The 20,991-nt window shown below is 62.5% G+C and carries 22 protein-coding genes; 20 read left to right on the top strand and 2 right to left on the bottom strand.

Translation table 11 applies throughout. The features are described 5' to 3' along the window. The first annotated feature begins 140 nt into the window (after positions 1-140). From F8N96_RS05550 to F8N96_RS05460, 19 genes are all read left to right on the top strand, one after another. Complete coding sequence (locus F8N96_RS05550; protein ID WP_150796963.1) at positions 141-866, top strand: beta-ketoacyl synthase chain length factor; 726 nt, start codon at positions 141-143, stop codon at positions 864-866. Next, positions 842-1,651 carry a lysophospholipid acyltransferase family protein gene (locus F8N96_RS05545; protein WP_150796962.1) on the top strand — a complete coding sequence of 270 codons (810 nt, stop codon included), beginning with the start codon at positions 842-844 and terminating at the stop codon, positions 1,649-1,651. The genes F8N96_RS05550 and F8N96_RS05545 overlap by 25 nt, the downstream gene beginning before the upstream one ends. Then, positions 1,632-1,892 carry a phosphopantetheine-binding protein gene (locus F8N96_RS05540; RefSeq protein ID WP_150796961.1) on the top strand — a complete coding sequence of 87 codons (261 nt, stop codon included), beginning with the start codon at positions 1,632-1,634 and terminating at the stop codon, positions 1,890-1,892. The genes F8N96_RS05545 and F8N96_RS05540 overlap by 20 nt, the downstream gene beginning before the upstream one ends. Before the next feature lie 9 nt (positions 1,893-1,901). Continuing rightward, positions 1,902-2,156 (top strand): acyl carrier protein, encoded by a 255-nt coding sequence (locus F8N96_RS05535; protein WP_150763444.1) that lies wholly within the window; start codon positions 1,902-1,904, stop codon positions 2,154-2,156. Further along, a complete protein-coding gene (locus F8N96_RS05530) occupies positions 2,153-2,698 on the top strand; it encodes a hypothetical protein (RefSeq protein WP_150796960.1) in 546 nt (181 codons plus the stop codon). Before F8N96_RS05535 ends, F8N96_RS05530 begins: the two co-directional genes overlap by 4 nt. Further along, on the top strand, positions 2,695-4,374 hold the full coding sequence (locus F8N96_RS05525) for an acyl-CoA synthetase family protein (RefSeq protein ID WP_150796959.1): 1,680 nt from the start codon (positions 2,695-2,697) through the stop codon (positions 4,372-4,374). The genes F8N96_RS05530 and F8N96_RS05525 overlap by 4 nt, the downstream gene beginning before the upstream one ends. After that, a complete protein-coding gene (locus F8N96_RS05520; RefSeq protein WP_150796958.1) occupies positions 4,367-5,101 on the top strand; it encodes a glycosyltransferase family 2 protein in 735 nt (244 codons plus the stop codon). The genes F8N96_RS05525 and F8N96_RS05520 overlap by 8 nt, the downstream gene beginning before the upstream one ends. Continuing rightward, the gene (locus F8N96_RS05515) at positions 5,098-6,039 is read left to right on the top strand and encodes a glycosyl transferase (RefSeq protein WP_150796957.1); all 942 of its coding nucleotides are present in this window, start codon (positions 5,098-5,100) and stop codon (positions 6,037-6,039) included. Before F8N96_RS05520 ends, F8N96_RS05515 begins: the two co-directional genes overlap by 4 nt. Next, on the top strand, positions 6,020-7,564 hold the full coding sequence (locus tag F8N96_RS05510; protein ID WP_150796956.1) for an HAL/PAL/TAL family ammonia-lyase: 1,545 nt from the start codon (positions 6,020-6,022) through the stop codon (positions 7,562-7,564). Before F8N96_RS05515 ends, F8N96_RS05510 begins: the two co-directional genes overlap by 20 nt. Then, positions 7,557-7,982 carry an acyl-CoA thioesterase gene (locus tag F8N96_RS05505; RefSeq protein WP_150796955.1) on the top strand — a complete coding sequence of 142 codons (426 nt, stop codon included), beginning with the start codon at positions 7,557-7,559 and terminating at the stop codon, positions 7,980-7,982. The genes F8N96_RS05510 and F8N96_RS05505 overlap by 8 nt, the downstream gene beginning before the upstream one ends. After that, the gene (locus F8N96_RS05500) at positions 7,979-8,698 is read left to right on the top strand and encodes an outer membrane lipoprotein carrier protein LolA (protein WP_150796954.1); all 720 of its coding nucleotides are present in this window, start codon (positions 7,979-7,981) and stop codon (positions 8,696-8,698) included. The genes F8N96_RS05505 and F8N96_RS05500 overlap by 4 nt, the downstream gene beginning before the upstream one ends. After that, positions 8,682-11,021: an MMPL family transporter gene (locus F8N96_RS05495; RefSeq protein ID WP_150796953.1), complete on the top strand. Its 2,340-nt coding sequence runs from the start codon at positions 8,682-8,684 to the stop codon at positions 11,019-11,021. Before F8N96_RS05500 ends, F8N96_RS05495 begins: the two co-directional genes overlap by 17 nt. Next, positions 11,018-12,178: a sodium:proton antiporter gene (locus tag F8N96_RS05490; protein ID WP_150796952.1), complete on the top strand. Its 1,161-nt coding sequence runs from the start codon at positions 11,018-11,020 to the stop codon at positions 12,176-12,178. Before F8N96_RS05495 ends, F8N96_RS05490 begins: the two co-directional genes overlap by 4 nt. After that, a complete protein-coding gene (locus F8N96_RS05485) occupies positions 12,165-13,412 on the top strand; it encodes an NAD(P)/FAD-dependent oxidoreductase (RefSeq protein ID WP_150796951.1) in 1,248 nt (415 codons plus the stop codon). Before F8N96_RS05490 ends, F8N96_RS05485 begins: the two co-directional genes overlap by 14 nt. A 143-nt stretch (positions 13,413-13,555) precedes the next feature. Then, a complete protein-coding gene (locus F8N96_RS05480) occupies positions 13,556-14,038 on the top strand; it encodes a hypothetical protein (RefSeq protein ID WP_150797275.1) in 483 nt (160 codons plus the stop codon). Continuing rightward, complete coding sequence (locus tag F8N96_RS05475) at positions 14,035-15,231, top strand: beta-ketoacyl-[acyl-carrier-protein] synthase family protein (protein WP_150796950.1); 1,197 nt, start codon at positions 14,035-14,037, stop codon at positions 15,229-15,231. The genes F8N96_RS05480 and F8N96_RS05475 overlap by 4 nt, the downstream gene beginning before the upstream one ends. Next, a complete protein-coding gene (locus tag F8N96_RS05470; protein WP_150763431.1) occupies positions 15,228-15,689 on the top strand; it encodes a hotdog family protein in 462 nt (153 codons plus the stop codon). The genes F8N96_RS05475 and F8N96_RS05470 overlap by 4 nt, the downstream gene beginning before the upstream one ends. Further along, positions 15,686-16,414 (top strand): 3-oxoacyl-ACP reductase FabG, encoded by a 729-nt coding sequence (gene fabG, locus F8N96_RS05465; protein WP_150796949.1) that lies wholly within the window; start codon positions 15,686-15,688, stop codon positions 16,412-16,414. Before F8N96_RS05470 ends, fabG begins: the two co-directional genes overlap by 4 nt. Next, complete coding sequence (locus F8N96_RS05460) at positions 16,414-17,640, top strand: beta-ketoacyl-ACP synthase (RefSeq protein ID WP_150796948.1); 1,227 nt, start codon at positions 16,414-16,416, stop codon at positions 17,638-17,640. The genes fabG and F8N96_RS05460 overlap by 1 nt, the downstream gene beginning before the upstream one ends. A 200-nt stretch (positions 17,641-17,840) precedes the next feature. Here F8N96_RS05460 and F8N96_RS05455 read toward each other — a convergent pair whose 3' ends face one another. Further along, the gene (locus tag F8N96_RS05455) at positions 17,841-18,176 is read right to left on the bottom strand and encodes a DUF6124 family protein (protein WP_191635337.1); all 336 of its coding nucleotides are present in this window, start codon (positions 18,174-18,176) and stop codon (positions 17,841-17,843) included. Between the two features lie 449 nt (positions 18,177-18,625). Further along, positions 18,626-19,528: a LysR family transcriptional regulator gene (locus F8N96_RS05450; protein ID WP_150796947.1), complete on the bottom strand. Its 903-nt coding sequence runs from the start codon at positions 19,526-19,528 to the stop codon at positions 18,626-18,628. A gap of 151 nt (positions 19,529-19,679) precedes the next feature. On the opposite strand from F8N96_RS05450, the gene F8N96_RS05445 reads away from it, so the two are divergent. After that, positions 19,680-20,924, top strand: a complete 1,245-nt coding sequence (locus tag F8N96_RS05445; protein WP_412071805.1) for an MFS transporter — start codon at positions 19,680-19,682, stop codon at positions 20,922-20,924. Positions 20,925-20,991: the final 67 nt, after the last annotated feature.

Raw genomic sequence — 20,991 nt, 5'->3', positions numbered from 1 at the left:
TTGAGCAAAATGTAACCAGCATTTGCTACGGGCTCGCCGCACCGCGATAATGCGCGCCACTCGGCGTAATGCGCCACGGTAGCGTCTGTCGCTGTTTTTGCGATTCACCGCGTCAAGGAAGCCCCGCAGGGGCGGGATGAATGTCTGTGATTAACTTCAACATCGCCCAATGGCGCGCGTGGGCCCCTGGGCTCGAAAGCGTGGACGATTGGCAGGCCTGGTGCCGACAACCGGTCGTGCTCCCGGGCAGCGATGCCGCCCCCGACGTCTCTTTTCTACCGGCCATGCAGCGCCGGCGACTCAGCCGCCTGGCGCGTATGGCATTCAGTGTTGGCTGGTCATTGGCCGAGGGGCGTCAGGACTTGCCGTTGGTCTTTATTTCCCGCCACGGCGAAACCCCGCGCACCTTTGAAATTCTCAGCGAACTGGCGACCGATCAACCGCTGTCCCCTACCCAGTTCAGCCTGTCGGTGCACAACGCGGTGATCGGCCTGTGGTCGATCATGCGTGGCGAAACCAGTGAAATGACGGCCCTCGCGGCAGCCGGCGACGGCCTTGAACACGGCATGCTAGAGGCCGCGGCATTGCTTGGCGAAGGGGCGTCGGCAGTCCTGCTGGTGGTTACCGAAGAGCAGCCACCCGACGCCTATTCCACCTGGATCGACGATGTGCCGTTCCCTTACGCGGTCGGCCTGCTGATTACCCCGGGCAATGACTGGCAGCTGTCCCTGAACAGCAACCCGGATGAGTTGTCCAAAGCTCGCTGGCCCCATGCCCTGGATCTCTTGCGTACCCTGCTCGGCCAGCAGACCACCTGCCAACATGCCTGGAAAAATCGTGTATGGACCTGGCAACGCAACCTGTAACAGATAAAAACCGCGACGCCTATTACTGGCGCCTGCTGGCTACCGCTGCAAGCTTCACCCTGTTCGGGTTGGGCGGGGTGTGCCTGCGCCTGGTGGTTTTCCCGCTGCTGAGCTGCCTGCCCGGCGATGCCCAGAAGCATCGCTTGCGGGCACGGCAAACTGTCAGTAGATGTTTCTGGTTTTTCGTCCGATTCATGGCCCGCACCGGTGTGCTGACCTACGACATCCAGGGTGCTGAAAAGCTCGGTCGACCGGGGCAAATGATCATCGCGAATCACCCGTCGCTGATCGACGTCGTGTTCCTGATCGGCCTGGTGCGCCATGCCAATTGCGTGGTCAAGCAAAGCCTCTGGGAGAACCCCTTTACCCGCGATCCGCTGCGCCGCACTGAATACATCAGCAACGATGGCAGTATGGACATGCTCGATGCCGCTGCCGATGCGCTGAAAAGTGGCCAGACCCTGATCATCTTTCCCGAAGGCACGCGCACCCGGCCAGGCCACGCGCCGGCCTTTCATCGGGGTGCCGCGGCGATCGCGTTGCGCGGTGCGAAAATCCTCACCCCGGTGATCATCAAGGTCAGCCCCACCACATTGACCAAGGCTGAGCCCTGGTATCGGATCCCCAAACGTCGCGTGCACTTCAGTTTCCGTGTCGGGGCCGATATAGACCCACAAGCCTTCGCTGCGCTGGGCCCTGCTCCTCAGGCGTCACGCAAGCTCAACGATTATCTGCATCATTACTTTATCAAGGAGCTCGCCGAAGATGAGCGAACTACACCGTGAAATCAAAGAACTGATCATCGACGCCCTCGGCCTCGAGGACGTTAGCGCCGATGACATCGGCGATGACCAGACGCTGTTTGGCGAAGGCCTGGGCCTGGATTCGGTCGACGCCCTGGAACTGGGCCTGGCGATCCAGAAAAAGTACGGCATCAAGATCGATGCCGACGCCAAGGACACGCGCAATCACTTCAGCAACGTGGCGAGCCTCGCGGCGTTCGTCACTGCAAAACAGGCAGCTTGAGACCGGACCATGCAAACTCGTGAAGCAATTTTCAACACCCTGCGCGATGCCATGGTCGAACTGTTCGAGTTGGATCCCGAGCGTGTGAACCTCGAATCCAACCTGTACCAGGACCTGGAAATCGACAGCATCGACGCAGTCGACCTGATCGATCACATCAAACGCCAGACCGGCAAGAAAATCGCCGCCGAAGAATTCAAATCGGTGCGTACCGTCAGCGACGTGGTCGAGGCGGTCTATCGCCTGGTTCATCCGGCCGCATGAGTCGATTGATCGGCCTTGGCCTGCTGCTGGCGGGCCTGCTGTACCCCTTTGCGGTGTATTTCGGCATGGAGCATTTTGCCCCGTGGCAGTTCGGCCTGCTGCTGGGCGGCCTGTGGCTGGCCCGGGCCCTGCTCGGTGCGCGCAAGCCAGGCAGCCTGTGGATGGCGATCGGTGCGATCGCCTTTTGTCTGCTGCTGGCGCTGTCGGACAGCCCGCTGTTGCTGCGCTGGTACCCGGTACTGATCAGCGCGTTCATGCTCGGGCTGTTTGGGCTGAGCCTTAAATACGGCCCGCCGATGGTCGAACGGCTGGCGCGCATGCGTGAACCGCAACTGCCGGCGAAAGCGATTGTCTATACCCGCCAGGTGACGATCGCCTGGAGTGTGTTCTTCCTTTGTAACGGTTTGCTGGCCGCCGCCCTGACCCTCTGGGCGCCGTTGAGTTGGTGGATGTTGTACACCGGCCTGATTTCCTACGGATTGATGGGCCTGCTGTTTGCCATTGAATGGCTCTTGCGACAACGGTTACGAGGCCACCCATGAATTGGATAAAACTTGAGCACCTGTTGCTCAAGGCTCAACCGGAACGTGCCGTGACGGCAGGGCCGGCGCTGACTCACGCGCAATTGAGCGCGCAGGCATTGAGCCTGGCCGCCGGCCTGCAAGCCCAGGGTGTGCAGCGCATTGCCGTGCACCTCGAAGACGCCGCCGACCTGGCGATTACCCTGCTCGGCGCCTGGCGTGCCGGGGTCGGCGTGCTGCTGCCTGCCGACTTGCAAGCCCAGACTCGCCAGCGCTGGTTGAAGGAAGTCGATCTGTGGCTGACCGATCAGGCCGACGACGCGTGCCTGAGCGATTATCGGCATTCGCCACTGGACGCTGGCATGCTGGACCTGGATCGCTGCCGGCTGAGCTTGTGCACATCCGGTTCCAGCGGTGAACCCAAGCGCATCGACAAAAGCCTGCGCCAGCTGGCCAATGAAGTCGAAGCGCTGGAACGTCTGTGGGGCGCCGACCTGGGTGAGGCCTGCCTCATCGGCAGCGTTGCCACCCAGCACATCTACGGCCTGCTGTTCCGGGTGTTGTGGCCGTTGTGCGCCGGGCGCCCGTTCGTGCGCAAGCAACTGGCGTTTCCGGAGGATTTGCAGCGCGCCAGCCGCGAACACTCGGCGTTCGCCTGGGTCGCCAGCCCGGCGCTGCTCAAACGCATGGGCGACAATCTCGACTGGCCGGCCTTGAGCGCGGTTCGACGGGTGTTCTCCTCCGGCGGCGCATTACCGGCCGAGGCCGCTCAAAGCCTGCACGACCGCCTGGGCCAGTGGCCGACGGAAATTTTCGGCAGCTCGGAAACCGGTGGCATCGCCTGGCGGCAGGGACAGGATCTCTGGCAGCCCTTTGCCGGCCTCGAGTTGAGCCAGGACAGCGACGGTGCGCTGCTCGTGGCCTCGCCCTACTTGCCGCCCGGTCATATCGAACACACCGCTGATGCCGCACGAATCGCAGGCGATGGCCGCTTCGAATTGCTCGGGCGCCTGGACCGGATCGTCAAACTGGAAGAAAAACGCATCTCGCTGCCGATGCTGGAAAAGGCGTTGATGGACCACGAGTGGGTCGCCGAAGCGCGCCTTGGCGTGGTTCAGGAAAACCGTGCCTCATTAGGCGTGCTGCTGGTGCTCAGCGAACAGGGCTTGCATGCCTTGCGCAATCAAGGCCGACGTACTCTCACGCAAGTATTGCGTGAGCATCTGAGCCTGCATTGCGAAGCCCTTGCCCTGCCACGCCGTTGGCGCCTGCTGCGGCAACTGCCGCTGAACGCCCAAGGCAAATTGCCTCAGGCCGACGTTGAAGCCCTGCTGCTGGCGCCGCGGCCAAAGGCGCCAGAGGTGCTGGAACAGGTCGAAGTCGATGGCGAGTGGAGCCTGCAACTGGCGGTGCCACCGGACCTCGCCTACTTCAGCGGCCATTTCCCCCAGGCGCCGGTATTGCCCGGCGTGGTGCAGGTGGAGTGGGCGCTTATGCTGGGCCAGCAATTGATGGACCTGCCGGCAAAATTCGCCGGCATGGAAGTGCTGAAATTCCAGCAACTGGTGCGCCCGGGGGATGAAGTCCAACTGCACCTGCGCTTTGACCCGGCACGGGGCAAGCTGTATTTCGCCTATCGCAATGAGACCGCTACCTGTTCCAGCGGGCGGATATTGCTGGAGGCTGCAAGTGCATAACCCCTGTGCCGTCATCCCGGTCTACAATCACGAAACCGCCATCACCACGGTGGTCGATGCCGTGCTCGCCAGCGGCTTGCCGTGCCTGCTGGTGGACGATGCCAGCGACAAGGCCTGTGCCGCGGTATTGGATCGGCTGGCCCGGCGCGACAAGGTGTTCCTGATCCGCCTGGCCTCCAACCAGGGCAAAGGCGCCGCCGTCATGACCGGCTTTCGCGAAGCTTCGCGCCTGGGGTTCAGTCATGCCTTGCAGGTGGATGCCGACGGCCAGCACGACCTGCAGGACGTCGCGACCTTCATCGAACAATCGCGCCTGCACCCCGAGGCGGTGATCTGTGGTTATCCCAAGTACGATGCCAGCGTGCCCAAAGGTCGCTTGTACGCCCGCTACCTGACGCACGTCATGGTCTGGATCAACACCTTGTCCTTGCAGATCCGCGATTCCATGTGCGGCTTTCGCCTCTACCCGCTGCCGCCGACCCTGGCACTGATCGACACCGCCAAGATTGGCAAGCGCATGGACTTCGACTCGGACATCCTGGTACGCCTGGCCTGGCGCAACCAGCCGATGCAGTGGCTGCAAACCAGGGTTCACTACCCGCTGGACGGCGTCTCGCATTTCCGCCTGTTTCGCGACAACGTGCTGATAACGAGCATGCATACCCGCCTGTTCTTCGGCATGTTGGTGCGGGCCCCGATGATCCTCTGGCGGCGGTGGCGAGCATGAACGCAGACCGGCAACACTGGGCCGACCGCCAGGAGCGCGGCAGTTTCTGGCTGATGAAGCTCACGGCGTTCGGCGCCAGGGTGCTTGGCCGTCGACTGTTGAGCCCGCTGCTGTACGGCATCGTCCTGTACTTTTTTGTGTTCGGACGCAGCGCCCGCCACAGTGCCTGGCAATATCAGCAGCGGCTCGCCGACTGGAGCGGTCGCACTGAACTGCGCCCGACCCATTGGCGAGTGTTCGGCCAGTTCATGGCCTTCGCCGATTCCATGCTCGACAAGCTCGATGTGTGGAATGGCAAGCTGAGCATCGAGCAGATCGAAATCATCGACCCGGCGCTGCTGCGTAATCAATTGCGCGGTACACGCGGGCAGATGCTGGTGGGTGCGCATCTGGGCAACCTCGAGGTCTGCCGCGCCCTGGCGGAAATCGGCGAGAAGGTCACCATGAACGTACTGGTGCACACCAAGCATGCCGAGCAATTCAATCGCCTGCTGGGTGAAGCGGGCGCGACCAACCTGCGGCTGATCCAGGTCAGTGAGCTCGACCCGGTCATCATGTTGCAACTGCATGAGCGCCTGGAACGCGGCGAATGGCTGGCGATCGCCGGCGACCGCGTGCCGCTGCACGGCGGACGGAGCGTGACCGTGGATTTTCTCGGCCATCAAGCCGCGTTCCCTCAGGGCCCGTGGTTGCTGGCCGGTTTGCTCAAATGCCCGATCAATCTGCTGATGTGCCTGAAAAAGCCGACGGGCCAATATCGGGTGACCCTCGAACCGTTCGCCCAGGCCGTGGTGTGGAAGCGCAGCGACCGCGAGCAGGTCATTCATCAGTGGGCGACCCGCTACGCCGAACGCCTGAGTCACTATTGCCTGCAAGCGCCCCAACAATGGTTCAACTTTTACCCTTTCTGGAAGACCGATGACGACGTCAACGCTTGAGCCGGTAACCTTCGGCGAACTTCCTCTGCGCATCGAAGACGTGCTGGCCCTGGCCAACCGTCAGGTGCCGACGCAGTTGCAAAGCGACCTCGCGTACCGCGAGCGTATCGCCAAGGGCGCGCGCTTCCTCGACTCCCTGCTGGACAAGGAAGGGGTGATCTACGGCGTGACCACCGGTTATGGCGATTCTTGCGTGGTCGCGGTACCGCTGCATCACGTCGAGGCGTTGCCCCGTCACCTGTACACCTTCCACGGCTGCGGCCTGGGCAAACTGCTCGATGCCCAGGCCACTCGCGCGGTACTGGCGGCGCGTTTGCAGTCGCTGTGCCACGGGGTCTCCGGGGTGCGCGTGGAACTGCTGGAACGCCTGCAAGCCTTCCTCGAACACGACATCCTGCCGCTGATCCCGGAAGAGGGCTCGGTGGGCGCCAGCGGTGATCTGACGCCGCTGTCCTATGTGGCCGCGACCTTGTCCGGGGAGCGCGAAGTGATGTTCCGCGGTGAACGTCGACAAGCCGCCGACGTGCACCGCGAACTTGGCTGGCAACCGCTGGTACTGCGCCCGAAAGAAGCCCTGGCGCTGATGAACGGCACCGCGGTCATGACCGGTCTGGCGTGCCTGGCCTTTGCCCGCGCCGATTACCTGCTGCAACTGGCGACCCGCATCACCGCGCTGAACGTGGTCGCGCTGCAAGGCAACCCGGAACATTTCGACGAGCGCCTGTTTGCCACCAAACCGCACCCGGGGCAGATGCAAGTCGCCGCCTGGCTGCGCAAGGACCTGGCGATCGACGCGCCGACCGCGCCGCTGCATCGCCTGCAGGACCGTTATTCCCTGCGTTGCGCGCCCCACGTCCTCGGCGTATTGGCCGACAGCCTGAACTGGCTGCGCTCGTTCATCGAGATCGAGCTCAACAGCGCCAACGACAACCCGATCATCGACGCCGAAGCCGAACGCGTGCTGCACGGCGGGCACTTCTACGGCGGCCACATCGCGTTCGCCATGGACAGCCTGAAAAACCTGGTGGCCAACGTCGCCGACTTGCTCGACCGTCAACTCGCCCTGCTGGTGGACGAGCGTTACAACCACGGCTTGCCGAGCAACCTGTCCGGCGCCACCGCCGACCGGGCGATGCTCAACCACGGGTTCAAGGCGGTGCAGATCGGCACCAGCGCCTGGACGGCCGAGGCGCTGAAAAACACCATGCCGGCCAGCGTCTTCTCCCGCTCCACCGAATGCCACAACCAGGACAAGGTCAGCATGGGCACCATTGCCGCCCGGGACGCGATCCGCGTGCTGGAGCTGACCGAACAGGTGGCCGCCGCCACGCTGCTGGCGGCCAACCAGGGCGTCTGGCTGCGCGGCATGGCTGAAAATGCGCGTCCGTTGCCACCCGCGCTGGCCGCCATGCACGAAGAACTGGCCAAGGACTTTGCGCCGGTCATCGAAGACCGTGCCCTGGAGGGTGAATTGCGCCTGTGCCTGAAACGTATCGCCGAACAACACTGGAGGCTGCATGCGTAGCAAGGGCGTGCTTCATGCCGATACGGAAATCCTCGTGCCGTTCTTTGACGTCGACACCATGAACGTCGTCTGGCACGGCCACTACGTCAAATACCTGGAAGTCGCCCGTTGTGCGCTGCTGGACAAGATCGGCCACAACTACGACGCCATGGTTGCCTCGGGTTACGCCTGGCCGGTGATCGACTTGCAGTTGCGCTATGTGCGCGGCGCCGTGTTCGGCCAGAAGCTGAATGTGCGGGCCAACCTGGTGGAGTGGGAGAACCGTCTGAAGATCAGCTACCTGATCAGCGATCTGCACTCCGGCGCACGCCTGACCCGTGCCAGCTCGGTTCAGGTGGCCGTCGACATGGGCAGTCGCGAAATGCAATTGGCTTCGCCCAAGGTGTTCACCGACGCCGTAGAGAGGGCTCTGCCATGATTTACTGCCACTCGCGCTCTCCTGTGGGAGCGGGCTTGTCGGATCGCCGCACCGCCGCGATGATCGTTAACGATGACGCTGGGCGCCTGACATTCCGCAGCGCTCTCAGGTTTTTCGCGAGCAAGCTCGCTCCTACAGTGTTTTGCGTGTTGCTGGGTATTCCGGGGTTGGCCAGCGCGTTCGATCTGCAACAGCTCAGCGATCAATTGGCCAAGCCTGATGTGATCCATGGCAACTTCATCCAAGAAAAACACCTGCGCGCCCTGCCCCAGCCGCTGACCAGCAAGGGCACCTTTGTCCTGGCGAAAAATCAGGGCCTGCTGTGGCTGCTGAAAACTCCGCTGCAACAGGATTACCGCATCAACGCCAAGGGCATTGCCCGGCGTGACGCCAGCGGCTGGCAAATGCTGCCCGGCAAGAGTGCCGGCGCCGAGCAGAATCGCTTGTTCCTCGCCGTGCTGCAAGGTGACAGCAGCGGACTGCAACGGGACTTCGAGCTGTCCCTGAGCGGCAACGCACAGAACTGGACACTGACCCTGGTGCCGCGCTCGATGCTGCTCAAGCAGGTGTTCAATCAGATCAACATCACCGGCGGTGAACTGGTGCACAGCATCCAGCTGCTCGAAACCCAGGGCGACAGCACGCTGCTGCGCATGCTGGACAGCACGAGCGCTCAACCATTGAGCGAAGCGGAGCAACATGATTTTGCCGAGTGAACGGAAGCTGCCGTGGCTGTTTCTGATCCTGCTGCTGGCGGTGCTCGCGCTCGCCGGTTGGCAATGGCGTGACGGCGCACCGCTGTCGGCCAACCTGATGGAACTGGTGCCGGGCACGGCGCCGGATGCGCTGGAACTGCGCGCCGAGCAACGCATGCAAGAACCGCTGAACCGCGAAATGCTGGTGCTGGTCGGCCACAAGGATCGTCCGCAAGCCATCGCCATGGCACAGACGCTGGGTGAGCAGTGGCAGGCCAGCGGCTTGTTCGAGAAGGTCCAGTGGAACCTGCAGGCGGATTTGCCGGCGTTGCGTACGCAATTGCTGCAAGGTCGCCTGGCGATGCTCTCGGCGACGGATCGGCAACAATTGATCGAGCACCCCGATGCGTTTATCCAGCAACGGGTCCAGGCACTGTTCGACCCCTTCACCGGCTTCAGCCTGGTGCCCAGTGAGGATGACTGGCTGGGCCTGACCGGGCGCATCCAGAACAGCCAGCCGCAACACGGCTCCGTGCAACTGGACATCGGCAGCGGTGCGCTGGTGGCCGATGCCGACGGCCAGAGTTGGGTGCTGCTGCGGGCGCGGACCACCGGCAACGCCTTCGACATGAACCTGCCGCTGCAAGTGGCCGATCTGCTCCAGCAGGGCCGGGAACAAGCCGCACAGGCCGACGTGCAATTGCTGGCTGCCAGTGGCTTGCTCTACGCCGCCAGCGGTCAACGGCAAGCCACCCGGGAAATGACCTGGGTCGGCGGCGGCGCCACGGCGGGCATTCTGTTGCTGCTGTTGCTGGCCTTCCGGCGCTGGCGGGTGTTGCTGGCGTTTGTGCCGGTCTTGGTGGGCATGCTGTTCGGTGCGGTGGCCTGCGTGGCGATGTTCGGGCACATGCACGTGATGACCCTGGTGCTCGGCTCCAGCCTGATCGGCGTCGCTGTCGATTACCCGCTGCATTACCTGTCCAAGAGCTGGAGCCTCAAACCCTGGCACAGCTGGCCGGCGTTGCGCCTGACCCTGCCGGGGCTGACGCTGAGCCTGATCACCAGCTGTATCGGCTACCTGGCCCTGGCCTGGACGCCGTTCCCGGCACTGACCCAGATTGCCGTGTTCTCCGCCGCCGGTCTGGTGGGTGCCTACCTGTGCGCGGTGTGCCTGTTGCCGGCGCTGCTCAAAGGTGTCGAGCTGCGTCCGGCGCAGTGGCCGCTGCGAGTCGCCGAATTTTTGCTGGATCGCCGTGAAGCGCTGCTGAACATTGCGCGCACCCCGGTGTTGCTGGCGCTGCTGATTGCCTTTTGTGTGGGCGGACTGTTGCAGCTCGAGGCCCGCAACGATATTCGCCAGTGGGTCGGCGCACCGCAGCAATTGACCGACGAAGCCCAGACCATTGCGCGCATCACCGGTTATCAACCCACCAGCCAGTTCTTCCTGGTGCGCGCAGCCAATCAACAGCAACTGCTGGAACGCCAGGCAGCGCTGGGCGAGCGGCTGGATCAACTGGTCAACCTGGAAAAACTCCAGGGTTATCTGTCACTCAATCAACTGGTCAGCCCGCCCAGCGAACAGGTGCGGGTGCGTGAGGCGCTGAACAAGCTGACGCAATTCTGGCAACCCTTGCTCGACCTCGGTGTGCCGGCTGCAGCGCTGCAAGGCGAACTGGCAAGGTTGCAGGCGCTGCCGATCGAAGACATCGACGCGGCGCTGGTCGGTCCTTTGGCCGAACCTTATCGCGCCCTGTGGCTGGGCCCCATCGATGACGGCGTAGCGGCGCTGGTCAGCCTGCAAGGCCTGAACAACCCTTCTTTGTTGCGGGTCCAGGCGATGGATTTGCCCGGCGTGGAACTGGTGGATCGCCTCGGCGAATTGAACGAGGTCTTCGCCGATACCCAGGTCAGTGCCGCGGAACTGAAACTCGCCTCCTGCGTGTTGATCGTGCTGGTACTGATCCTGCCGTTCGGCCTGGGTGGCGCGCTGCGTATCGTCGCCCTGCCACTGCTGGCGGCGCTGTGCAGCTTGGCCAGTCTTGGCTGGCTCGGGCAGCCGTTGACGCTGTTCAGCCTGTTCGGCCTGCTGCTGGTCACGGCCATCAGCGTCGACTACGCGATCCTGATGCGCGAACAGGTCGGCGGCGTCGCCGTGAGCCTGCTGGGCACCCTGCTGGCGGCGGTGACCACCTGGCTGTCGTTCGGGCTGCTGGCGGTGTCCAGTACGCCGGCCGTGAGTAACTTCGGTCTGTCGGTGAGCCTCGGCCTGGCCTTCAGTTTCCTCCTCGCACCTTGGGCTGGACGCCAGGTCCATGCGGTCGCGGTCACGGAGCCGGCAGCATGATGGTCGTCCTGTTCTGGCTCATGGCCCTGGTACTGTTCGCCGTGGCCACTCGTGTCGGTCGGCACTTCGGCGTGATCCCGATCGTCAGCCAGTTGCTGCTGGCCACCTTCGGCCTGCCGTTGCTGATGTTCTTTTGGATCGAACCCCAATGGCAATTGAGCGGTGCCGCCCTGGTGGCGCCGGCCTGGCTGAAAAACCTCTACAGCCTGAGCTTTGCCTTGCTCCTGGGGCATATTCTCAGCGACGTGATCGACCTGCGGCTCGACCGCCAGAGCCTGAAAATCGCCCTGCCAAGCTTCTGCATTCCATTCGCCTGTGGGCTCGGGACAGCGGTCTGGCTGCTACCGCCGCAACCCTGGATCAGTTCCCTGGCGGTCGGCCTGTTGTTCGCCATCACCGCCATTCCGGTGTTGTATCTGTACCTGCGGCACATCCAATACCCGCCTGCCGCCACCCGGCGCCTGGTACAGACCGCCATCCTCATCGATCTCACCTGCTGGACCCTGTTCGCCATCGCCCAGGGCAGCCTGCACCTGAGCAGCCTGCTGCTGCCGCTGGCCGCGGCCTGCCTGCCCTTACTGTTGCGCCTGCTGCGCCTGCGCCAACCGTTGTTGCACAGCGTCTGCTTCTTCGCACTATTGGTGGCCGCAGAGCACTTCAAGCTCAATGCACTGATTGTCGGCATTGGCTACCTGTTGTGCATGGCCGTGCTCAAGGTGCCGCTGGTGCTGCCGTTGCCGGTGATCTGGCTGAGTCACGTACAGACGTATATCGCGATCCCGCTGATCCTCACGTTCGGCATCGTGCAGATCAACGTCCACGCGGCCCTGACCAGCCTCGGCTGGGTGCAACTGACGGCACTGCTGCTGTTGCCGATCATCAGCAAGCTGCTGGGCAACTGGCTGGGCCTCGGCTGGGCCGGCGCCTCGTTTGAAGGCGCCAGCCGCTGGCGGGAAAGTATCCTGCTCAATATTCGTGGCTTGAGCGAGATCGTCTTTCTCAACCTGCTGCTGCAACAACAACTCATCAGCCCGGCGCTGTATTTTGCGCTGATGGTAATGGGCCTGATCGCCACACTGCTGCCGGCGCTCGCCGGCATGCATCGAACCCGCTTGAACATCGCCGTCCCGGCAAGGAGCTCCAGTGCCAACAGTTGAAATGGAACGTCGTCAGGTTGTGGTGATCGGCGCGGGGCCCTCGGGGGCCATCGCCGCCGCGCTGCTCAAGCGCAAAGGCCACGACGTGCTGATGATCGAACGCCAGCATTTCCCGCGGTTTTCCATCGGTGAAAGCCTGTTGTCCCACTGCCTGGATTTCGTCGAGGAAGCCGGCATGCTCGAGGCGGTGAACGCCGCCGGGTTCCAGCTGAAAAACGGTGCCGCATTCGCCTGGGGCGAGCACTACAGCGCCTTCGATTTCGGTGACACCTTCGGCAACGGCAAGCCGACCACCTTTCAGGTCCAGCGCGCCGACTTCGACAAGCTGCTGGCCGATCAGGCGGCACTCCAGGGCGTGGAAGTGCGCTACGGCGAAGCGATCGTCAGCGCCGATTTCACCCTGGCCAAACCGCAACTCGATGTGCTTCGCGAAGACGGCAGCCAGTACCGCGTCGAGGCCGATTTCGTGCTCGATGCCAGCGGCTACGGTCGGGTGCTGCCGCGCTTGCTCGATCTTGAGGCGCCGTCGAATTTTCCGGTGCGCCAGGCGGTATTCACCCACGTCGAAGACCATATCGACCACCCGGCTTTCGAGCGGGAAAAAATCCTCATCACCACCCATCCGATCCATCGCGACATCTGGTTCTGGACCATTCCTTTCAGCAATGGCCGTTGCTCGGTAGGCGTGGTGGCGGCAGCCGAACATTTCGCAGGCCGTACCGAGAATCTCGACGACTGCCTGCGCGGGTTCATCGATGAAACCCCAAGCCTGTCCGGCGTGCTGAACAACGCCGTGTGGGATACCCCGGCGCGAACCATTGGCGGTTATTCGGCCAACGTCAAAACCCTCCACGGGCCGGGTTTTGCCTTGCTGGGCAACGCCGCCGAGTTCCTCGACCCGGTGTTCTCCTCCGGGGTGACCATCGCCATGCGTTCGGCAAGCATGGCCGCTGCGGTGCTACACCGTCAGTTGCAAGGCGAAAGCGTCGACTGGCAAACCGAGTTCGCCGCACCGCTCAAGCGTGGCGTCGACACCTTTCGTTGCTATGTCGAAGGCTGGTACGCCGGCACCTTCCAGGATGTGATTTATCATGAGGGCGGCTCGCCGGACATCCGCCGCATGATCAGTTCGATTCTTGCCGGGTATGCCTGGGACGAGCGCAATCCGTTCGTCGCCGAACCCAGGCGCCGACTGCGGATGCTGTCGGAACTCTGTGCAAGGGATGCCACGTGAGTCTTGGAAGGTGCTGTGTGATGTTTACTCTCGCAAAACCCTGTGGGAGCGAGCCTGCTCGCGAAAGCGGTGCGTCAGTCAATAGAAGTGTTGGATGTGCCAACGCATTCGCGAGCAGGCTCGCTCCCACAAAGTGTGCGATGTTGATGCGATTGCTGCTACTCGGCGCAGTCCTGCTGCTGAGCGCCTGCACCAGTCGGGCACCATTGCCCGAGCAAATCCCGAACCTGGCGCTGCCGCTGCAATTGCACATCCAGCGACTCGAGGCCGGCCAACGTCAGGACTGGGTGCTGGTGATCCAGCGTGAAGACCCTGGCATTCGCTGGTCGATGATGGACTTGTTAGGCATTCCCCAGGCACGCCAGAAACTGGTCGACGGCGAGTGGCAGTCGGACGGTCTGTTGCCACCCAATCCGCAAGCGCGGGAACTGTTCGCCGCGCTGCTGTTTGCGCTGACGCCCAAAGAAGAACTCTCGGGCAACTACCCTGCGGCCTGGCAACATGGTTCGCAACGCTCCCTGCCCTCGCGCTGGGACGTCCGTTATTCACAACCGATGAGCTTTGAATTGAACCTGCCCAAAGGCCCGATTTATCAAGTCACGCCCCTCAACGGGGAGGCGCCATGACGGCTTATCTGAACGCCCTCGGGGTGGTTTGCGCCCTGGGCCGCGACAAGCACGAAGTCGCCCGCAACCTGTTTGCCGGCGACTGCTCCGGCATGCGCAACGAGGCGGGCTGGGTGGCGGAGCGCTCGTTGCCGGTGGCGGCCGTACACGCCGAGTTGCCGCCGATCCCACCTGAGCTGGCCGAGCAAAGCAGTCGCAACAATCAATTGCTGATGCAAGCCGCGCTGCAGATTCGCGACGACATCGACCAGGCGATCCAGACCTGTGGCCGCGACCGTATCGGTGTCGTTCTGGGCACCAGTACTTCGGGCATCGACGAAGCCAGCCAGGGCCTGGCGCATTACATTCGTGAGCATGAGTTCCCTGCCGGTTACGACTATCAGCAGCAGGAACTCGGCGCCCCGGCGAACTTCCTCGCCGACTGGCTGCAATTGAGTGGCCCGGCCTACGTGATTTCCACCGCCTGCACCTCCAGCGCCCGGGCGCTGATGAGTGCCCAGCGCCTGTTGGACCTGGGCCTTTGCGATGCCGTGTTGTGCGGCGGTGTCGACACGTTGTGCAAACTGACCCTCAACGGGTTTTCGGCACTGGAAGCGGTATCCGGGCAACGCTGCAATCCGTTCTCGGTCAACCGGAACGGCATCAACATCGGCGAAGCGGCAGTGCTGTTTCTGATGACTAAACGTGCAGGCGACAACCAGCCGATTGCCCTGCTGGGCAGCGGCGCCAGCTCCGACGCACACCACATTTCCGCGCCGGAGCCGACCGGTCGCGGTGCCTTGCAAGCCATGCGCAAAGCCTTGAGCCGCGCCAACCTGCAACCCGGGCAGATCGATTACCTCAACCTGCACGGCACCGCCACCCAACACAACGACGCCATGGAAAGCCTGGCGGTGACAGCGCTGTTCCCCCATGGCGTACCCTGCTCCTCGACCAAACCGATGACCGGCCACACCCTGGGCGCTGCCGGCGCCCTGGAAGCGGCGTTCTGCTGGCTGAGCCTGAGCATCGAGAACCGCGGGCACGCCCTGCCGCCCCATATCTGGGATGGCCAGCCTGACCCCGACTTGCCGGCCCTGAAGTGGGTGACCCCGGCCGATCGACTGACGTCCATTGCACCTCGCTACCTGATGAGCAACTCCTTTGCCTTCGGTGGCAATAACGTCAGCCTGATTATCGGAGACGCCCCATGATTGACTGGCCGCTCGCCGAACTGCTGCCTCATGCGGGCGACATGATCCTGATCGAACAGATCCTGTCGTTCGATGACGAGCAGATTCACACTCGCCTCACCGTCAGGCCAAATGGCCTGTTCAGCTGTCCCGACGGCAGCCTGCCGGCCTGGGTCGGTATCGAACTGATGGCCCAGAGCGTTGCCGCCTATGCCGGCTGCCATGCGCGCCAGCGCGGCGATGCGGTGGCCCTGGGATTCCTGCTCGGCACGCGTAAATTCGAATGCAACGTCGAACATTTTCCCGCCGGCACCGAGCTGACCATCCACGGGCTGCGCTCGCTGGAGGACGACAACGGCATGGGCGTGTTCGAATGCCACATTCATGCTCCCGGCATTCACGCCACCGCGCGTCTGAACGTGTTCCGCCCGCCTCAGGCCGCCCACTATCTTCATGAACCCCAAGGAGTCCAGTCATGACTGAATCCATACTGGTCACCGGTTCCAGCCGTGGCATCGGCCGCGCCATCGCGTTGCGCCTGGCTCAAGCCGGGCATGACATCGTATTGCATTGCCGCAGCGGCCTGACCGACGCCAGCGCGGTGAAAGCCGAGGTCGAGGCCCTGGGACGCACGGCGCGCATCCTGCAATTTGACGTGTCCGATCGCGCCGGTTGCAAAGCCGCTCTCGAGGCCGACGTGGAAACCCACGGCGCCTATTACGGCGTGGTGCTGAACGCCGGCCTGACCCGCGACGGTGCTTTTCCGGCCCTGAGCGAGGATGATTGGGATGTGGTGATGCGCACCAACCTCGACGGTTTCTACAACGTGCTGCACCCGGTGATGATGCCGATGATTCGTCGTCGTGCCGCCGGGCGCATTGTCTGTATCACCTCGGTGTCCGGATTGATCGGTAACCGTGGCCAGGTCAACTACAGCGCTTCCAAGGCCGGTCTGATCGGCGCGGCGAAGGCATTGGCGATCGAGCTCGGCAAGCGCAAAATCACCGTCAACTGTGTCGCACCCGGCCTGATAGACACCGCAATGCTCGACGAAAACGTGCCGGTGGAAGACCTGATGAAAATGATCCCCGCACAACGCATGGGCACGCCTGAAGAAGTGGCCGGCGCAGTGAATTTCCTGATGTCGGCGGAAGCCTCGTACATCACCCGGCAAGTCCTGGCCGTCAATGGAGGCCTGTGCTGATGAAGCGCGTCGTCGTCACCGGCATGGCCGGCATCACGTCACTGGGCAGCGATTGGGCGACCATCGCCGGCAACTTCGCGGCCAACCGCAGCGGTATCCGCCGGATGGACGAGTGGGATCGCTTCACCGAACTCAACACGCGCCTGGCCGGGCCTATCGATGACTTCAAGGTGCCGAGTCACTGGACCCGCAAGCAACTGCGCAGCATGGGCCGCGTCTCGCGGCTTGCCGTGGGTGCTGCCGAGCAAGCGTTGGCCGACGCCGGATTGCTGGGCAACCCATTGATCAAGGACGGGCGCATGGGCGTGGCGTGTGGCTCGTCCACCGGCAGCACCGACGAGATCAAGGCCTTCGGCAACATGCTGCTCAACTCGGTGGCCGAAGGCCTGAACGCCAACTCCTACGTACGGATGATGCCGCACACCACCGCGGCGAACATCAGCATCTTCTTCGGCCTGACCGGGCGCCTGATTCCGACCTCCAGCGCCTGCACCAGCGGCAGCCAGGGCATCGGCTATGCCTACGAGTCGGTCAAATTCGGGCGCCTGCCGCTGATGCTCGCCGGTGGCGCCGAAGAGCTGTGCCCCACCGAGGCCATGGTGTTCGATGCGCTCTACGCCACCAGCCTGAAAAACGATGCCCCGCAAACCAGCCCGCGCCCGTATGACACCGGACGCGATGGCCTGGTGATCGGTGAAGGCGCTGGCATGCTGGTACTCGAAGAACTGGAACACGCCCTGGCCCGCGGCGCGCATATCCACGCCGAACTCGTTGGTTTCGGCAGCAACGCCGATGGCCAGCACGCCACCCGTCCAGAGCAGTCCACCATGCGCCGGGCCATGGAGCTGGCCCTGGAAGACGCCGGCTTGCAGCCTTCGGACATCGGCTACGTGAACGGTCATGGCACGGCCACCGAACAGGGCGACATCGCTGAAACCCTGGCCACCAGCAGCCTGTTCGGCGAACACATGCCCATCAGCTCGCAAAAGAGCTTCCTCGGCCACACCCTGGGCGCCTGCGGTGCGCTGGAGTCCTGGTTCAGCATCGAAATGATGAACCGCGACCTGTACGTGCACACCTTCAACCTGGACGAGGTCGACCCGAACTGCGGCAAGCTCGATTACCTGCGCGGCGAGTTTCGGCAGATGAGCAATCAGTATGTGATGAATAATAATTTTGCGTTTGGCGGGGTTAATACGTCGCTGGTTTTTCGGCGGTGGGCGTAATCTGGTCGTTCAACGTTTCCAGTAACACCACAACGACAAAGGGCGCCTTTCGGCGCCCCTTCACAAACAGGTCGGCTTGTCATCGCCCTTAACCTGCCTGGCTCTGCGATGGCTGGTTGCCCAGGATCCTCAGAGTCTCACAAGCCCCTTTCGGGGAATATCCATCGCAACCGGAGTCATTGCACGCGAGCCAGGGCCAACTAGGGTGGATCAAGGTTATCCAGCACCCGATTCACGGCCAGCTCTCCCAGCATGATCGACTGCTGAATCCCCAGCAGTGTGTTGCACTGCGATCCCTTCAGATATCTCGCGAAATCACTGGCCATGACATTCGCTGATGCCAGGGATTCGCAGGCGTATTCCAGAAGGGTTTGATTGTCGATGCCTGGCGCGATGACGAAAATTTCGCTGGGTACGCGTTGCACAGGGTTGATGGGCGCCGCGCTGTCGGCGGCTTCGGCGCGCGCTTCTGGATCGGTTGATTCGGATAAGGTGGACGGATCAGTGTCCGGTGAACTTGTAGTCGATTTGAGCATTCCTGGATACCAATGTCAGGGCGACCACCATCGAGCTACTAATCAAGAGGTGGTAGCTGTACGCAGGTTAGTAGACCGGGAATCCAGGAAGCCGGCGCGCCCGAGAGCGCCCTACGCACAGCCACCATAAAGTGCAGGGATGGGGTACCTGACTGTCTGATGCGCTATACGCCCTGGAAAACACCGGGCTACTAAACCCGATCACTGGGAATCAGTGACGCGAATCAAGTTACCGACGACCCCCAAGGCGCACAAGCCGGCGGATTCTGGCGTAGTTGTAGGTAATGCCGCAAGGTGCTGTAGCCTCTCCAAATTACTTCGGAAATGCCCTACAGCACGCGATATATCTTCCTATAAGGGTCAATACTTCATCGTCATGGACAACTGCCCCTTTTTTGGTGTTCTTGCGGGCGCCTTCGCGGGCTTGCCCGCGATTGACGGCGAAGCCGTCATGGCTTGAGAGGTTCGACCTTGCGCATCAGCAACTCAATAAACGCCTTCGCCATCGGCGACTTCTGATCCTTGCGCTGCACCAGCCACACCGCCGACACTGCCGCGGGATCCAGCAACGGCCGATAGACCACACCATCAATGCGCATCCGCTGATAAGACGCCGGCAGCACCGATACCCCCAACCCCGCCGCGACCAAACCGATGATGGTCATAGCCTCTCCCGCCTCTTGCGCAAAGTGCGGACTGAAGCCGGCATCCCGGGCCAGGCTGAGCAATTGTGCGTACAGACCGCTGCCGTAACTGCGGGGGAAAAATACGAAGGGTTCGTGAGCCAGGGCCGAGAGGAATAATCCTTCTTCGCTACCGGCCACCAACGGATGCTTGGAGCTGAGGACAGCCACCAGTGGCTCGCGCATCAGTTCCACCATGCTGAGTGAGTCCGGCAGACTCAGGGGCCTCATGATCCCGACTTCGATCGATTCGTCCACCAGGGCGACGGCCACCTGGGTACTGCTCATTTCCCGCAGGTTCAAGTGCACTGCCGGAAACTGCTGGCGAAAGGAAAAGATTGCCTGAGGGATCGTCGAGTTGAATGGCGCAGACGAGGTAAAGCCAATCTTCAGTTCACCCAGCTCACCCAGCTGCGCTCGCCGAGCAACATTCGTCGCTTTATCCACCTGCGCCAAGATCAATCGCGCCTCTTCCAGAAACAATCGACCGGCCTCACTCAGCTCGACCCGACGATTGGTACGTTCGAACAGCCGTGCGCCCACTTCCTGTTCCAGCGCCTGGATCTGCTGACTCAACGGTGGTTGGGAGATGCCTAGCACTTGGGCAGCGCGGCCGAAATGCAGTTCTTCGGCAACGGCGATGAAGTAGCGCAGGTGACGCAATTCCATGAAAACTCCAATAGGTCGTAAAACCTCTCAAACAGGTCGAACAATATATTGGATTGAATCATTAGGCAGCTATATGCTTTTTCCATTGCCTGACCGGCTGCGCTCTCCGAGGTCTGAAGTGAAAACTGCTGTCGCTCCACTCGCCCATGAAATTCCGCCCGCCGTGCAGGTCGACGTCGTCGCGCAGGTGAAGGACATTTACATCGAAAAAGGCACGCCGCTGTTCATGCGCACGGTGCTGGCACTGTTCTCTGGCGGCTTCGCGACCTTCGCCCTGCTGTACTGCGTGCAACCGATGATGCCGCTGCTGTCCCACGAGTACGCCATCAACGCGGCCCAAAGCAGCCTGATCCTGTCGGTGGCCACTGGCATGCTCGCCATCGGCTTGTTGATCACCGGGCCCCTCTCCGACCGCATCGGACGCAAACCGGTCATGGTTGCGGCATTGTTCGCGGCGGCGCTGTGCACCATCGCCAGCTCCATGATGCCGAGCTGGCACGGCGTGTTGCTCATGCGCGCGCTGATCGGGCTGTCATTGAGCGGTCTGGCCGCGGTGGCCATGACTTACCTGAGCGAGGAGATCCACCCGCAGCACATCGGCCTGGCCATGGGCCTGTACATCGCCGGCAACGCGATTGGCGGGATGAGCGGACGCTTGATTACCGGGGTGTTGATCGACTTCATCAGCTGGCACGCGGCGATGCTGGTGATCGGCGGCCTGGCGCTGATCGCGGCAGCGGTGTTCTGGAAGATTCTCCCCGAGTCACGCAACTTCCGTCCTCGCTCATTGCACCCGCGCAGCTTGCTGGACGGCTTCACCATGCACTTTCGCGATGCCGGCCTGCCGCTGTTGTTCCTCGAAGCCTTTGTGTTGATGGGCGCGTTCGTCACCCTGTTCAACTACATCGGTTATCGCTTGCTGGCCGGGCCGTATCACCTGGATCAGGCCTTTGTCGGGCTGCTCTCGGTGGTGTACCTGTCGGGCATCTACAGCTCGGCGAAGGTCGGCGCCTTGGCCGACAAACTCGGCCGGCGCAAAATGCTCTGGGCCACCATCGTGCTGATGATTGCCGGCCTGGCCCTGACCCTGTTCACGCCATTGCCGGTGGTGATCGTCGGCATGCTGATTTTCACCTTCGGCTTCTTCGGCGCCCATTCGGTGGCCAGCAGCTGGATCGGCCGTCGCGCACTCAAGGCCAAGGGGCAGGCGTCGTCGCTGTACCTGTTCAGCTATTACGCCGGCTCGAGCATTGCCGGCACGGCGGGTGGGGTGTTCTGGCATCTGGGAGGGTGGAACGGGATCGGGCTGTTTATCGGTGCGTTGCTGGTGGTGGCGTTGCTGGTCGCGTTAAAACTCTCAAAGCTGCCGCTACTGCCAGGCGCCGCACAGGTTTAGCCACAACTGCGCCCTAGCGGTAATCCCGAGCCAAGGTACACTGACGACATCCGTCAGTCTTGGTAAA

This window comes from Pseudomonas fluorescens (genome assembly GCF_902497855.1).
Taxonomy (GTDB): domain Bacteria; phylum Pseudomonadota; class Gammaproteobacteria; order Pseudomonadales; family Pseudomonadaceae; genus Aquipseudomonas; species Aquipseudomonas fluorescens_BI.
The sequence above is the reverse complement of the archived record's forward strand: the minus strand, read 5'-3'. Positions and strand labels throughout refer to the sequence as shown.

Bases quoted from the DNA above. Each gene is read 5' to 3' on its own strand.
- F8N96_RS05550 (WP_150796963.1), top strand. From the start codon at position 141: ATGTCTGTGATTAACTTCAACATCGCCCAATGGCGCGCGTGGGCCCCT.
- F8N96_RS05545 (WP_150796962.1), top strand. From the start codon at position 842: ATGGACCTGGCAACGCAACCTGTAACAGATAAAAACCGCGACGCCTAT.
- F8N96_RS05540 (WP_150796961.1), top strand. From the start codon at position 1,632: ATGAGCGAACTACACCGTGAAATCAAAGAACTGATCATCGACGCCCTC.
- F8N96_RS05535 (WP_150763444.1), top strand. From the start codon at position 1,902: ATGCAAACTCGTGAAGCAATTTTCAACACCCTGCGCGATGCCATGGTC.
- F8N96_RS05530 (WP_150796960.1), top strand. From the start codon at position 2,153: ATGAGTCGATTGATCGGCCTTGGCCTGCTGCTGGCGGGCCTGCTGTAC.
- F8N96_RS05525 (WP_150796959.1), top strand. From the start codon at position 2,695: ATGAATTGGATAAAACTTGAGCACCTGTTGCTCAAGGCTCAACCGGAA.
- F8N96_RS05515 (WP_150796957.1), top strand. From the start codon at position 5,098: ATGAACGCAGACCGGCAACACTGGGCCGACCGCCAGGAGCGCGGCAGT.
- F8N96_RS05510 (WP_150796956.1), top strand. From the start codon at position 6,020: ATGACGACGTCAACGCTTGAGCCGGTAACCTTCGGCGAACTTCCTCTG.
- F8N96_RS05505 (WP_150796955.1), top strand. From the start codon at position 7,557: ATGCGTAGCAAGGGCGTGCTTCATGCCGATACGGAAATCCTCGTGCCG.
- F8N96_RS05500 (WP_150796954.1), top strand. From the start codon at position 7,979: ATGATTTACTGCCACTCGCGCTCTCCTGTGGGAGCGGGCTTGTCGGAT.
- F8N96_RS05495 (WP_150796953.1), top strand. From the start codon at position 8,682: ATGATTTTGCCGAGTGAACGGAAGCTGCCGTGGCTGTTTCTGATCCTG.
- F8N96_RS05490 (WP_150796952.1), top strand. From the start codon at position 11,018: ATGATGGTCGTCCTGTTCTGGCTCATGGCCCTGGTACTGTTCGCCGTG.
- F8N96_RS05475 (WP_150796950.1), top strand. From the start codon at position 14,035: ATGACGGCTTATCTGAACGCCCTCGGGGTGGTTTGCGCCCTGGGCCGC.
- F8N96_RS05470 (WP_150763431.1), top strand. From the start codon at position 15,228: ATGATTGACTGGCCGCTCGCCGAACTGCTGCCTCATGCGGGCGACATG.
- fabG (WP_150796949.1), top strand. From the start codon at position 15,686: ATGACTGAATCCATACTGGTCACCGGTTCCAGCCGTGGCATCGGCCGC.
- F8N96_RS05460 (WP_150796948.1), top strand. From the start codon at position 16,414: ATGAAGCGCGTCGTCGTCACCGGCATGGCCGGCATCACGTCACTGGGC.
- F8N96_RS05455 (WP_191635337.1), bottom strand. From the start codon at position 18,176: ATGCTCAAATCGACTACAAGTTCACCGGACACTGATCCGTCCACCTTA.
- F8N96_RS05450 (WP_150796947.1), bottom strand. From the start codon at position 19,528: ATGGAATTGCGTCACCTGCGCTACTTCATCGCCGTTGCCGAAGAACTG.